Source organism: Mumia sp. ZJ1417, assembly GCF_014127285.1.
Classification (GTDB): domain Bacteria; phylum Actinomycetota; class Actinomycetes; order Propionibacteriales; family Nocardioidaceae; genus Mumia.
The window spans coordinates 1,305,470-1,318,437 of the sequence record NZ_CP059901.1 but is presented as its reverse complement, the minus strand read 5'-3'; the positions used below and the strand labels follow the sequence as shown (position 1 = coordinate 1,318,437).

The following is a 12,968-nucleotide window of genomic DNA, read 5'->3' as shown; positions in this document are numbered from 1 at the left end:
TCACTCGGTGACGACGATCGCCTCGGCGCGGATCAGGCTGTCGCCGGACAGCGGGAGGTCCGAGATCCGCGGGGCCGTCGTGTAGACGTTGTCGGTCCAGGCGAGGAAGAGGACACCGGCTTCCTCGTTGAGGATCTTCGCCATCTCCTTGATGTCGGCCTCGCGTGCCTTCTCGTCGAGCTGGCCCGCCTGCTGGACGAACAGCTTCTGGTAGTCGTTCACCGGGATGTGGGCCTGCTGCCCCGGCGCCGTGGGTCCGAAGCGGCTCACCGACGAGATGTCGCGCAGGTCGTAGTAGTCGGTCTGCCAGTAGAGCAGCGGGTACTCGCTCTTCTGGAGGAGCGTCGGGATGAACGCCGAGAGGTCCTGGATCACGACCTCGCTCTTGAACCCGGCCGCGTTGAGGTAGCCAGCGACGGCCTCGGCCTGCGCCTTGAACATCGCGGTCGTCGCGATCGGCAGCTCCAGGCCCTCAGCGCCGGCCTCGGAGAGCAGCGACTTCACCCGATCGAGGTCGAAGTCGTACGAGGGCAGCGACGGGTCGTACCCGAGGTAGCCCTCCTGCAGGAGCTGGCTGCCGTTCGGGGTGCCGAAGCCACCGAGCGCTGCCTCGACGAACTCCTCGCGGTTGACCGCCAGGTTGATGGCCTCGCGAACGCGCGGATCCTCGAGCGCCGGCTCGACGTCGGCGATGAGGCTGGTGATCGCCGAGGATCCTGCTGGCTCGTTGACGTTGGAGAAGCCGTTCGTCTCCAGCTGCTTGGCGACGTCGGCGGGCAGGCCGAACGCCACGTCCACGTCGCCGGTCCGCAGCGCGCTGGCGAGCGTGGTCGGGTTGGGGATCGCCTTGATCGTGACCTTCTCCACCGCCTCGCTCGCGCGCCAGGAGTCGGCGTTGCGGGTGAGCTCGATCGTTGTGCCCGCCTCGTAGTCCGAGACCTCGAACGGTCCCGTGCCCGCCGGGCGGTCATCGCCGAACGTCGCGGGGTCGACGATGTCGAGCAGCGTCATCCGGTTAAGGAGGATCGCGTCGGGAGCGGCGGTGACGACCCGTACGACGTCGGGAGAGACCGCCTTCGCCTCCTTCACCGTCGCGATGCGCCCGGCCACCGTCGCGTACGCAGGGTCGCCCGAGAGCACGCGCTCGACGTTCGCCGCGACGGCGGCCGCGTCGAGCGGGGCTCCGCTGCTGAAGGTCACCCCCTCGCGGAGGGTGAAGTCGATCGCGGTGTCGTCGACGCGCTTCCACTCGGTGGCGAGGCTCGGTTGGAGCGTGCCCTCCGCGTCGAACGTCACGAGCTGGTCGAAGACCTGCTTGGTGTACGTCCGCCCGACCGACGAGAGTGCGGCGGCAGGATCGAGGCTGTTGCTGATCGCCGAGCTTCCGAGGGTGACGTGGGCGTCGTCGACGGTGTCGCCGCTCGCTGATCCGCCTCCTCCCCCACCGCAGGCCGAGAGGGTGAGGGTCACGAAGGTCGCACCGAGCACCGCGGCGCGCACGCGCCTGCGGAGGTCGAGGTCGGCCCCGGGGAACACGCGCATGCAGGTACCACCGATCCGTCACGGAGCCGCCACGACCTGAAGGCGCGAGGCGGCTAATCTATACGATATCGGGACGCTAGCGAGCCGCCTCGGTTCCGGTCAAGGGGCCGGGTGGACCTGGAACCGTCACGGAACCCGCAGGGGGTCGACCGTCACGTGCGTGAAACATTGGCCGGGTGACGTCCCCCATCCTCGAGTCCGCCGGCAAGCGCGCGTTCGTCCTCGTCTGCCTCATCCTGCTCGCGCTGAACCTGCGCGCCTCCGTCGGAAGCGTCGGGGTCGTCCTGTCGCCCGTCCGCGAGAACCTCGGGATGTCCGCGACCGCGGCCGGGCTGCTCACGACGCTGCCGGTGCTGTGCTTCGCGGTGGTCGGGTCGCTCGCCAACACGATCGTGCGGGCGATCGGCCTGCACACCACGGCCGCCGCGTCGATGGCCGTCGTCGCCCTGGGGCTCGGGGTGCGCGCCTTCGTCGACGACGCCACGGTGTTCCTGGTCGCCTCGGCGGTTTCCCTCGCCGGGTGTGCGATCGGCAACGTCATCCTTCCGCCGCTGGTGAAGGTCCACTTCCCCGATCGGATCGCGCTCGTGTCGTCGATCGGCGGCGCCGCGATCGTCGGAGGCGCGACGCTCTCCGCTGCCCTCACGGTGCCGATCTCCGAGGCCGCCGGAGACTGGCGATGGGGCCTGTTCACGTGGTCACTGCTCGCGGTCGTCACGCTGCTGCCGTGGCTGCGGCTGCTCGGGCACGACGTCCGTACGACCGGCGCCTCGACACCCATCGGGGTCAGCCGACTGGCCCGGGCGCCCCTCGCCTGGGTGATGGCCGTGTGCTTCGGCGCCCAGGCCGCGCAGGCGTACGCACAGTTCGGATGGTTCCCCGCGATCCTCGAGGACGCCGGCCTCAGCGACGGCTACGCCGGCAGCATGCTCGCGATCGTGACCGGCGTCGGGATCCCCGCCGCGCTCCTCCTGCCGCTGCTGATCGCCCGTACCGGCGACCGAGCCTGGCTGCCGTGGGGCTTCGCCGTGGTCACCGTGGCCGGATGGCTCGGGCTGCTGTGGTGGCCGACGCAGGCGCCGTGGCTGTGGGCGCTCCTGCTCGGCTTCGGCGGGGCGGCGTTCCCGTGGGTGCTGACGATGATCGCCAAGCGCTCACGCACCCACGAGGGCACGGTGGCGCTGTCCGGGTTCGTGCAGGGGCTCGGTTACCTGATCGCGGCGCTCGGCCCGTTCGGCACCGGCGTCCTGCACGACGCGACCGGCGGCTGGGGCGCGCCGATCGCGATGCTCGTCGTGCTCGCGACTCTCATCGGCGTGCTCGGCACATACCTCGTCCGCCCGATCATGCTCGAGGACCAGCTCCCCGAGGGCGGAGAAGCAGGTCGTGGCCCCCGGTGAAGCCGACCCGCTCGTAGAGCGACACCGACCGTGCGGTCGGACTGAGGACCAGGCGCACCAGGCCCGTCTCGTCCGCGTAGTCGGTCACCGCAGCCATCAGGTCTCCCCCGATGCCCGAGTCGCGGTGCTCCGGCACGACGTACACGTTGGCGACGTAGCCCCACCGGCTCACCGGCACACCCGGTCGCGGCATCCGCTCGAACAGCATCACGTTGAGCATCCCGACCGGCGCGTCGTCGATCTGCGCGAGCCACGCGACCCGCTGTCCCGACTCGCGCGCGAACCACGCGTCGAAACGCTCGGCGAACGTCGGGTCGTCGACCGGGCCGCGCTGCTCCTGCGTCCACCGGACACGCAGGTCCGCGAGCGCTGAGGCGTCGGCGGCCGTCGCCTGACGGACCCGCGTCACACGACGCTGAGCGGCAGCAGCTGCCGACCCGTGGGGCCGATCTGGATCTCGGAATCCATCTGCGGGCAGACGCCGCAGTCGAAGCACGGCGTCCAGCGGCAGTCCTCGACCTCCAGCGCACCGTCGGGGTCGATCGCGTCCTGCCAGTCCTCCCAGAGCCAGTCGCGGTCGAGCCCGGAGTCGAGGTGGTCCCACGGGAGCACCTCGGCGTACTCGCGCTCGCGCGTCGTGTACCAGTCGAGGTCGACCGGCTCGCCGGCCAGCGCCTCGGCGGTGCAGCGCTCCCAGCGGTCGTACGAGAAGTGCTCGCTCCAGCCGTCGAAACGGCCACCGTCGCGCCAGACCGCCTCGATGACGCGCCCCACGCGCCGGTCGCCGCGCGAGAGCAGGCCTTCGATCGTGCCGGGCTTGCCGTCGTGGTAGCGGAAACCGATCGCACGCCCGAAGCGCTTGTCGGACTGCACCGAGGAGCGCAGCTTGCGCAGGCGGTCGTCGGTGGTCTCGTGGTCGAGCTGCGCCGCCCACTGGAACGGCGTGTGCGGCTTGGGCACGAACCCGCCGATCGACACCGTGCACCGGATGTCCTTGCGGCCCGACACCTCACGCCCGGTCTCGATGACCTTCTTGGCGAGCTCGCCGATCTGCATGACGTCCTCGTCGGTCTCCGTCGGGAGCCCGCACATGAAGTAGAGCTTCACCTGACGCCAGCCGTGGGAGTACGCGGCGGCGACCGTACGGATCAGGTCCTCCTCGGTGACCATCTTGTTGATCACCTTACGGAGACGCTCCGAGCCGCCCTCGGGCGCGAACGTCAGGCCCGAGCGGCGCCCGTTGCGGCTGAACTCGTTGGCGAGCGTGATGTTGAAGGCGTCGACACGGGTGCTCGGCAGCGACAGCGACGTGTTGGAGCCCTCGTACCGGTCGCCGAGCTGCTTGGCGACCTCGCCGATCTCGGTATGGTCGGCGCTGGACAGCGAGAGCAGGCCGACCTCCTCGAAGCCTGACTTCTTCAGCCCGTTGTCGACCATCTCGCCGATCGTCTGCAGGCTGCGCTCGCGCACCGGACGCGTGATCATGCCGGCCTGGCAGAACCGGCAGCCGCGGGTGCAGCCGCGGAAGATCTCGACGGAGTAGCGCTCGTGGACGGTCTCGGCGAGCGGGACCAGCGGGTTCTTGGGGTACGGCCACTGGTCGAGGTCCATCAGCGTGTGCTTGGTGACCCGCCACGGGACGCCCGGCCGGTTGGGCGCGACGCGCTGGATGCGGCCGTCGGGGAGGTAGGTGACGTCGTAGAACTTCGGCACGTAGACACTGCCGGAGCGGGCGAGGCGCATGAGGACCTCGTCGCGGCCGCCGGGCTTTCCCTCGGCCTTCCACTCGCGGACGACGTCGCTGATCTTGAGGACGATCTCCTCGCCGTCGCCGAGCACGGCGGCATCGACGAAGTCCGCGATCGGCTCCGGGTTGAACGCCGCGTGCCCGCCGGCGAGGACGATCGGGTCGTCGTCGGTGCGGTCGACGGCGCGCAGCGGGATGCCCGCAAGATCGAGGGCGGTGAGCATGTTGGTGTAGCCGAGCTCGGTCGAGAACGAGATGCCGAACAGGTCGAACGCGCGCACCGGGCGGTGGGTGTCGACCGTGAACTGCGGGATCGCGTGCTCGCGCATGAGGGCTTCCATGTCAGGGAAGACCGCGTACGTGCGCTCGGCCAGGAGCCAGTCACGCTCGTTGAGGACCTCGTACAGGATCTGGACACCCTGGTTGGGCAGGCCGACCTCGTAGGCGTCGGGGTACATCAGGGCCCAGCGCACGTCAACAGAGCTCCACTCCTTGATGACGGAGTTCAGCTCACCGCCGACGTACTGGATCGGCTTGCTGATCGTCGGGAGGAGCGGCTCGAGCCGGTCGAAGACCGACGCGACGCTGGTGTCGAGGTGCTGCACGGGCATGCTCCCCAGGGTAACGAGCGTGCCCCCAGGGACCGAATCCGTCGCCACCCCCGTGGCAAACCGTCAGCGGGAGCGGGCGGAGCGGGAGCGTACGACCACGGCTGGCGTCGCGCTGCGGCGACCGATCGCGACCAGCAGTCCGACTGCCATCGCGGAGGCGAACATCGCCGTCCCCCCGTACGAGACGAATGGCAGCGGCACCCCCGTCACCGGCATGATCCCGAGCGACATCCCGATGTTCTGGAACGCCTGGAACCCGAACCAGCACGCGATCCCGGCGGCGGCGAGCCGGTCGAACAGGTCGTCGGCGCGCTGAGCGATCCGCAGGCACCGCCAGACGAGCACGCCCAGGAGCACGACGACGAGTCCGGCGCCCAGCAGCCCGAGCTCCTCCCCCGCCACCGTGAACACGAAGTCGGTGTGCTGCTCGGGCACGAAGCCCGCCTGCGTCTGGGTGCCGTCGAAGAGCCCCTGACCCCAGATGCCGCCGTTGCCAATCGCGATCCGCGCCTGGACGGTGTTGTATCCGGCGCCGCGCGGATCGAGGTCGGGGTTGGTGAACGCCTCGAAACGCAGGACCTGGTAGTCCTCGATCAGCCCGGTCGCGACCGCCAGCACGATCGCGCCGATGCCGACGGCGACCAGCCCGACCAGCCACCCGAGCCGAACCCCCGCGACCGCCAGCACGCCCAGCACGATCGCGACCATCACCATCAACGTCCCGAGGTCGGGCTGCGCAAGGATCAGCACGGCGGGCACCGCGGCGCAGACGAGCGCGAGCAGGACATCGGACGAGCGGACGACGCGGCGCATCGCCCCTTCTGTCCGCTCGGCGAACAGCAGCGCCATCACGAGCACCACGCCGAGCTTCGCGAGCTCGGCCGGCTGCAACGACAGCCCCCCGACCTGGAGCCACGAGCGCGACCCGTTGACGACCGCACCTACCCCCGGGACGAACACCAGCACCAACCCGAGGACCGCTGCTCCGTACACGACCGGCGCCCACAGTCGGATCCAGCGCCGGTCAGTCGCCGCCATCACGGCACCGAGCCCCAGGGCGATGAGGACGTTGGTGCCCTGCTTGACGAGGTACGCCGTCGGGTCGCCGCCGGTGAGATCGTCGCGCGACGCGGTCGCCGACCACACCAGCAGCATCCCGATCAGGCCGAGCGCGAGCGCCGAGCCGACCAGCGGCAGATCGACGTCTCCCCACCACCGCCGCGCCGGCGCACCCGGTGGACGTGCCGGACGTACGGTGCCTCGCGTGCTCATCGGCCGTCGCCCTTCGTGGCGGTACGGGGCGCGAGCACCCGGCCGTCAACAGCGACGCGCGGCAGACCCTTCGGCGGACGGGCCTTCGGCATCAGCGCCTCATCTCGGCGGACCTTGCCGTCCTTCACCCCGTACAGGCCCTCCCAGATCGCGCGCACCGCGTCGCCCGACGATCCGGAGCCGGTGCCGGCCTGCTCCATCATCATCACGACGACGTAGTTCTCGTCGTACGAGGCGACCCAGCCGGTCGTCTGGCGTCCGGTGACCTCGGCAGTGCCGGTCTTGGACCGGATCTTCACCTCGCCGAGCGGGAAGCCGCCCATCTTCCACGCCATCGTGCCGCTCTTGGCGGTGTCGAGGAGCGCGCGATCGATGTAGCGCAGGTGGGACTTCGAGACGGGGACACGCCCGGCCTTCTTCGGCGCGATCTCGCGCACCACGCGGCCGTCGGCGTCGAGGACGGCTTTGGCCGCGCGCGGCTCGTAGAGCGTCCCCCCGTTGGACAGCGCCCCGTACGCGACGGCGAGCTGGAGCGGGGTCACGAGCGTCTCGCCCTGCCCGATCGAGAAGTTGACCGCATCCCCGGCCCGGTAGACGTACCCGTCGGCGCAGAACTCGCGGGCGAACAGCCGAAGGTAGGCGCTGTCGACCTTCTCCGGCTTCTCGGCGATCTTGCAGTAGCGGTCCTTGTTGGCGTCCCAATAGTCCTGCCGCCACGGGCGGTCGCCGAGCCGCCCGGCTGCTTCGCCCGGCACGTCGAAGCCGGTGCGCGCACCGAACCCGAAGGCCCGCGCCATCTCGACCAGCGGGTCGTGCACGCCCTCGTCGGCGTCGGCCCCGCCCTGGTCCATCCAGGCGGCGTACGCGATCCGGTAGAAGAAGGTGTCGCACGAGACCGAGAGCGCCTGGTCGAACCCGATCGAGCCGTACGAGGCCGACTCGTAGTTCTTGAACCACCGGGTGCCGACCTGCAGCCCTGACGAGCAGTCCAGGCGCGAGCCGGTGTCCCAACGGTCCTCCAGCGCGCCCGCGGCGACAAAGGGCTTCCAGGTCGAGCCCGGGGCGAGCTGCGCCTGGGTCGCCCGCGAGAGGAGCGGGGTGCCGGAGCCGTCGTCGTACAGCTCCTTGAGCTTGCGGTCGGAGATCCCGTCGACCCACACCTCGGGGTCGTACGTGGGGTTGCTGGCCGCGGCGATCACGCGTCCGTCGTTCGGGTCGAGCACGACGACGGCACCCGCCGTGGCCTCGTAGTCGCGACCGGTCACGTCGTCGTGAGTCGTGCGGGCCTTCTTGATCGCCTTCTCGAGCTGGGACTCGGCCAACGCCTGCACCCGCGCGTCGATGCTCGTCACGAGCGTCTTGCCGGCCTCGGGGTCGACGGCCGCGCCCTCGGCGATCACGCGCCCACGGGAGTCGACCGCCTTGCCGGTGGTGCCCGGCACGCCGCGCAGGTCCGCGTCGTACCCCCGCTCGATCCCGGCACGGCCGACCATCGAGGCGGCGCTGCGCGTGTCGTCGTCGGACTCGCGCGCCGCGGCGTACTCGTCGGCGGTGATCGGGCTGACGTACCCGAGGAGCTGGGCGGCGTTGACGCCCTCCGGCGACGGGTAGGCACGGAGGTAGCGCTGCTGCGCCGCCACCGCGGGGAACTCCTCCGCCCGCTCCGAGAGCGTCAGGGCGACGTCGCGCGGCACGTCCTGGGCGACCGGCACGGGCTCGTACGGGGAGCCGTTCCAGCAGGCGGGCGGCTCGGGAGCACCCTCCTCGCCGCACAGCTTGATGCGGTCGAGCAGCGCGTCGTACTTCAGGTCGACGAGGCTCGCGAGGCGCCCGAGCACATCGGCCTGCTCGTCGGCGTCGAGGCGGGTCAGGCGCGAGCGGTCGACGGTGACGACCCATGTGGAGCGGTTGGTGACCAGCGGCCGCCCCATCGCATCGACGACGAGCCCGCGCTGGGGCTGGACCACGACCTGGCGGGTGGCGTTGCTCGCCGCGCGCGCCTGGTACTCCTCGCCGCCGACCACCTGGACGTACCAGAGCCGTGCGACGAGCGTCGCGAACAGCGCCACGACGAGCACCTGCACGACGACGAGCCGGGCATGACCGCGCCTCACGTCACCACCCCACCCGGGGCGCCGGCTCCAGCCGGACGAGCAGGGCGCGGACCCCGGGCACCGCTGCGAGGCCGAGGACGACGTCGTACGCGGTCGCCAGCGCAACCACGGGGAGCACCCCGGAGACCGTGACACCAGGCTGGTCGAGCAGCAGCCCGGACAGCGCGAACAGCGACGTGCCGACGAACGCGCCGGCGGCGACAGTCGCGGCATCGCTCACCCACGACGGCCGGCTGCCGCGGTCGACGGTCCCGGCGAGGTAGCCGACGACCGTCAACGCCAGCGCCCACTGCCCGAGGACGTGGTCGGCCGGTGGCGCGGCATCGAGCAGGAGCCCCCCGACGAAACCCGTCACGGCACCATCGGCCGCCCCCGTGCACAGACCGACGGCGACGACGACCACGAGCACGAGGTCGGGCGCGACACCGGTCGGGACGAGGGGTGCAAGCAGGCTCACCTGCAGGACGACGGCGGCGAGGAGCAGCACGAGCACGGTGCCCGCGCGCCGGACGCTCACGTCACGACCCCGTCCGGGCGCCGACCACGACCGACACGGCGTCGAGCGCGGAGAAGTCGACGAACGGAGCGACCGTAACCTCGGCCGTCTCGTCGCGCGGCGACTCCACGACCTTCTCGACCCGTCCGATCGGGACGCCCGCGATGTACGGGACGCCGTCGCGCGAGCCCCACGCGACGATCGTGTCGCCCTCCTTGGGCACCACCTGGCGGTCGAGCACGTCCAGGGTCAGGCGGCCCGACCCCGACAGGCTCCCGTCGCCGCGGACCATCCCGAGCTCGTGGTCCCCTCCCACCCGTGCACCGACGACGGAGTCGGCGTCGACGAGCAGGAGCACCACGGCGTTGGTCCGCGTCGCGCTGACGACGCGGCCGACGAGGCCGTCCGGGCCGAGCACGGTCATGTCCTTGCGCACTCCCCGCGCCGTGCCCGCGTCGAGCGTGACCGTACGGCGGAACGACTGAGCCGAGCCAAGGCCGACGACGTGTGTCGTGACGGTCTCGAGCCCGGCCGCGTCCGCGTACCGCGCGAGGCGGTCGTACTCGGCGAGCCGCGTCCGGTCGACTCCGCTGGACGCGACGAGGCCGCGCAGACGAGCGTTCTCCTCCTCGAGAGCGGCGTTCTCGTCGCGCAGCGCGTCACGGGTCGCGAAGCTGTCGATGCCGAACGGGCTCAGCAGCCGGTGCGCCCCGGACTCCAGCGGCCCGAGGAGCGTGGACGCGACGGTACGAGCGGGCGAGCCCGCGCCGGAGAGGTCGACACTGATGAGCGCCACGGCGGCGAGCAGGAGCACGAACAGGACCGTGCGGGGGCGGCGCGGCTCGGGGTCGGGACGGGTACGGGTCCGGGCCACGCGATCACCTCCGGGGCTCGGAGGTCAGCACCTGTCGGAGTGCGTCGAACTCCTCGACGCACTTGCCCGCACCGAGGGCGACCGAGTGGAGCGGGTCCTCGACGACGTGGACGGGGATCTGGGTCTCATGACGGATGCGGTCGTCGAGCCCCCGCAGCAGCGCTCCGCCGCCGGTCAGCACGATGCCGCGGTCCATGATGTCGCCGGCGAGCTCCGGCGGGGTCAGGTCGAGGGTGCTGCGGACGGCGTCGACGATGGCCGCAACCGGTTCCTCGAGGGCGCGGCGGACTTCCGCGGCGGTGACCTCGACCGTACGAGGGAGGCCGCCGACCATGTCGCGTCCGCGGACGTGGACGGTGCGCTCATCCGGCATCGGGAACGCCGACCCGGCTTCGGCCTTGAGGTCCTCGGCCGTACGGTCGCCGAGCAGGAGCGCGTATTCCTTCTTGAACCACGCGACGATCGCCTCGTCCATGTCGTCGCCGGCCGTACGGATCGAACGGCTGGCGACGATGCCACCGAGTGCGATCACCGCGACCTCGGTCGTCCCGCCTCCGACGTCCACGATCATGTTGCCGGTCGGTTCGTGGACCGGAAGCCCGGCGCCGAGCGCGGCGGCCATCGGCTCCTCGACGATGAAGACCTGGCGTGCCCCGGCCTGGTAGCCCGCCTCGCGGACCGCACGCTGCTCGACGGACGTGATCGCGCTGGGGACGCAGACGACGAGGCGCGGCTTGGTGAAGTAGCGACGCCGGTGCACCTGCTGGATGAACAGCCGGAGCATGTGCTCGCAGGCCTCGAAGTCGGCGATCACGCCGTCCTTCATCGGCCGGATCACCGAGATCGCGTCGGGAGTCCTCCCGTGCATGCGCTTGGCCTCCGTACCCACGGCAAGGATCTCGTGGGTCTGCGCGGCCAGGGCCACGACCGACGGCTCGTCGAGCAACACACCCTTGCCTCGTACGTAGACGAGGGTGTTGGCTGTGCCCAGGTCGACCGCCATGTCGCGCCCGAGCAGGCTGCGCAAGGGGAAGGACATGGGCTCAGGCTAGGTCTGGTGGGCGTCGGTCCCCGGTCAGACACGCCAGAGCGCCCGCTCAGTCTTGGAGCCGCGTCCGTGTCGGACCTGCCTGCAAGGGTGGCGGCATGCCGCGCACCGCGCTCCTCGAGCTTCGCCGCTACGCCCTGCACCCCGGACAGCGGGAGACGCTGATCTCCTTGTTCGACTCCGAGTTCCTCGCACCGCAAGAGGATGCCGGGATGTCGGTCCTCGGCCAGTTCCGCGACCTCGACGACCCCGACCAGTTCGTGTGGATGCGCGGGTTCGACGACGCGGTGAGCCGCGGGAAGTCGCTCCAGGCGTTCTACGGGGGTCCGGTCTGGGCTCGCAACCGCGACGCCGCCAACGCGACGATGATCTCGTCCGACGATGTCCTGCTGCTTCGCCCGGTCTCCGGCGGCGCCCTCACGCTGTCCTCGGCTCAGGAGCCGTCCCCTCCTGACCTGGTGGTCACGACCGTCTATCAGCCGGACGACCTGGACGGATTCGTCGCGCTGATGGAGGCGGCCGGCGAGGACCGCCTGACCGCGCTCGGGTCGGCCCGCGTCGCGGCGTACGTGTCGGCCGACGTCGCCAACACGTTCCCCGCCCTGCCGGTCCGCGCGGACGCCCGCGCGTACGTCCGCGTCGCGCGCTTCGCCACGGAGGCCGAGCACGCCGCCCACGTACGCCGCGTGACGGCCGCGGCTGCCTCCGAGAGTGTGCTGCAGGTCGTGCAGTCGAGCATCGGTGAGGAGCTCCGGCTCACACCAACCGACCGCTCAGTGCTGCGCTGAGCCGTCAGGCCGTGACGGCGCCGGTCAGCGTGGCGCGGTGCTCGGCGAGCCACTCCCGGCGGCGACGGATCGTGTCCCCCACACCTCAGCCCACATCCGGGCCCATCCGCCGCCCAGCCGCGCGGCTCTGTCCCGCATGAGGAACCACGCCCGCGCCGCCGTGTTCTCTGCGACGGCGACCACCTCCGAACGGGCATCGGAACCGAGGCCGTAGGCGTCGACCAGGAGGCGCGCGCGGGCGTACGGGTCGACCCCGGCCATAGCCTCCGGGCGGTCTCGGGGGGCCATCGGCGGTGCGCACCACAGCAGGAGGTTCTGCACCTCCTCCTTACGGGTCGCGGGCCGCGCCATGTCGAAGTCGATGAGCGCGTGCGCCTCGCGGGACGTACGAGACGCGACCTCTCCCGGGACGTACGAGAGGACCTGCCGGCCGGCGTGGTCGGTCCCGAGACAGCGCGGAGCCCCATCGAACCCGGCGGCCTCGACGAACCGCAGCACCTCGGCCGTCAGGGCAGCGTGCCGGCTGGGGGACGGCGCGCCGTGTCACCGATCCGGACGAGCCCTTCGGTCACGTACCCGCCGGCCAACGGCACCTCGGGAAGCGACGGATCGGGCTCGACGTACCTCACGACGAGCAGTCAGCCCAGCTCGGGGAACCAGAGCTTCGTCTCGCGGGCGGCCGACTCGGGCGAGTCCGAGCCGTGGACGAGGTTCTCACGGTTCGACAGCGAGAGGTCGCCGCGGATCGTGCCAGGGGCGGCGACGCGGCCGTCGGTGGCGCCGTTGAGCAGCCGCACGACCTCGATCGCCTGGTCGCCCTCGAGCACGAGCGCCATCATCGGGCCGGAGGTCACGAACGTCCGCAGCGGCGGGTAGAAGTCGCGCTCGACGTGCTCAGCGTAGTGTGCGTCCGCCTGGGCGGCGTCGATCGTGCCGAACCACGTGGCGACGATCGAGAGGCCCTTCGCCTCGTAGCGACCGAGGATCTCGCCGACCAGTCCACGGCGGACGGCGTCGGGCTTGAGCAGGACCAGAGTGCGTTCGGACATGCGTCGAAGCCTAGCGAGGGGCCTGCC

13 protein-coding genes are annotated in these 12,968 nt (G+C 71.2%); 2 read left to right on the top strand and 11 right to left on the bottom strand.

Going from position 1 to position 12,968, the window contains the following annotated elements; genetic code table 11:
- Positions 1–1,542, bottom strand: coding sequence for an ABC transporter substrate-binding protein (locus H4N58_RS06330; protein WP_167007688.1), 1,542 nt, complete (start codon positions 1,540–1,542; stop codon positions 1–3).
- Positions 1,543–1,718: 176 nt separating this feature from the next.
- Here H4N58_RS06330 and H4N58_RS06325 point away from each other — a divergent pair, with 176 nt between their 5' ends.
- Positions 1,719–2,942 (top strand): CynX/NimT family MFS transporter, encoded by a 1,224-nt coding sequence (locus H4N58_RS06325; RefSeq protein ID WP_167251983.1) that lies wholly within the window; start codon positions 1,719–1,721, stop codon positions 2,940–2,942.
- Here H4N58_RS06325 and H4N58_RS06320 read toward each other — a convergent pair.
- The 7 genes from H4N58_RS06320 to H4N58_RS06290 all read right to left on the bottom strand — a co-directional run bounded on the left by H4N58_RS06320 (position 2,887) and on the right by H4N58_RS06290 (position 11,095).
- On the bottom strand, positions 2,887–3,351 hold the full coding sequence (locus H4N58_RS06320) for a GNAT family N-acetyltransferase (RefSeq protein WP_167007682.1): 465 nt from the start codon (positions 3,349–3,351) through the stop codon (positions 2,887–2,889). The two genes, H4N58_RS06325 and H4N58_RS06320, sit on opposite strands and share 56 nt — an antisense overlap.
- Complete coding sequence (locus tag H4N58_RS06315; protein ID WP_167251984.1) at positions 3,348–5,300, bottom strand: TIGR03960 family B12-binding radical SAM protein; 1,953 nt, start codon at positions 5,298–5,300, stop codon at positions 3,348–3,350. The genes H4N58_RS06320 and H4N58_RS06315 overlap by 4 nt, the downstream gene beginning before the upstream one ends.
- Before the next feature lie 63 nt (positions 5,301–5,363).
- Complete coding sequence (gene rodA, locus H4N58_RS06310) at positions 5,364–6,572, bottom strand: rod shape-determining protein RodA (protein WP_167007676.1); 1,209 nt, start codon at positions 6,570–6,572, stop codon at positions 5,364–5,366.
- Complete coding sequence (gene mrdA / locus H4N58_RS06305) at positions 6,569–8,686, bottom strand: penicillin-binding protein 2 (RefSeq protein ID WP_167251985.1); 2,118 nt, start codon at positions 8,684–8,686, stop codon at positions 6,569–6,571. The genes rodA and mrdA overlap by 4 nt, the downstream gene beginning before the upstream one ends.
- 1 nt (position 8,687) lies before the next feature.
- Positions 8,688–9,203 (bottom strand): rod shape-determining protein MreD, encoded by a 516-nt coding sequence (gene mreD, locus H4N58_RS06300; protein WP_167007671.1) that lies wholly within the window; start codon positions 9,201–9,203, stop codon positions 8,688–8,690.
- Between the two features lies 1 nt (position 9,204).
- Entirely contained in the window at positions 9,205–10,056 is an 852-nt protein-coding gene (gene mreC / locus H4N58_RS06295) for a rod shape-determining protein MreC (protein ID WP_167251986.1), read from the bottom strand.
- Between the two features lie 4 nt (positions 10,057–10,060).
- Positions 10,061–11,095 (bottom strand): rod shape-determining protein, encoded by a 1,035-nt coding sequence (locus H4N58_RS06290; protein ID WP_167007665.1) that lies wholly within the window; start codon positions 11,093–11,095, stop codon positions 10,061–10,063.
- 107 nt (positions 11,096–11,202) lie between these two features.
- On the opposite strand from H4N58_RS06290, the gene H4N58_RS20355 reads away from it, so the two are divergent.
- Positions 11,203–11,892, top strand: coding sequence for an NIPSNAP family protein (locus H4N58_RS20355; RefSeq protein ID WP_208322496.1), 690 nt, complete (start codon positions 11,203–11,205; stop codon positions 11,890–11,892).
- Positions 11,893–11,916: 24 nt separating this feature from the next.
- On the opposite strand, the gene H4N58_RS06280 is transcribed toward H4N58_RS20355, so the two are convergent.
- Genes H4N58_RS06280 through ndk form a run of 3 tightly spaced genes read right to left on the bottom strand, consistent with a single transcriptional unit; the run spans position 11,917 to position 12,941 of the window.
- On the bottom strand, positions 11,917–12,390 hold the full coding sequence (locus H4N58_RS06280; protein WP_208322959.1) for a hypothetical protein: 474 nt from the start codon (positions 12,388–12,390) through the stop codon (positions 11,917–11,919).
- Between the two features lie 8 nt (positions 12,391–12,398).
- Positions 12,399–12,521: a hypothetical protein gene (locus tag H4N58_RS20590; RefSeq protein WP_255490700.1), complete on the bottom strand. Its 123-nt coding sequence runs from the start codon at positions 12,519–12,521 to the stop codon at positions 12,399–12,401.
- A 9-nt stretch (positions 12,522–12,530) separates the two neighbouring features.
- Positions 12,531–12,941: a nucleoside-diphosphate kinase gene (ndk, locus tag H4N58_RS06275; RefSeq protein ID WP_167251987.1), complete on the bottom strand. Its 411-nt coding sequence runs from the start codon at positions 12,939–12,941 to the stop codon at positions 12,531–12,533.
- Positions 12,942–12,968: the final 27 nt, after the last annotated feature.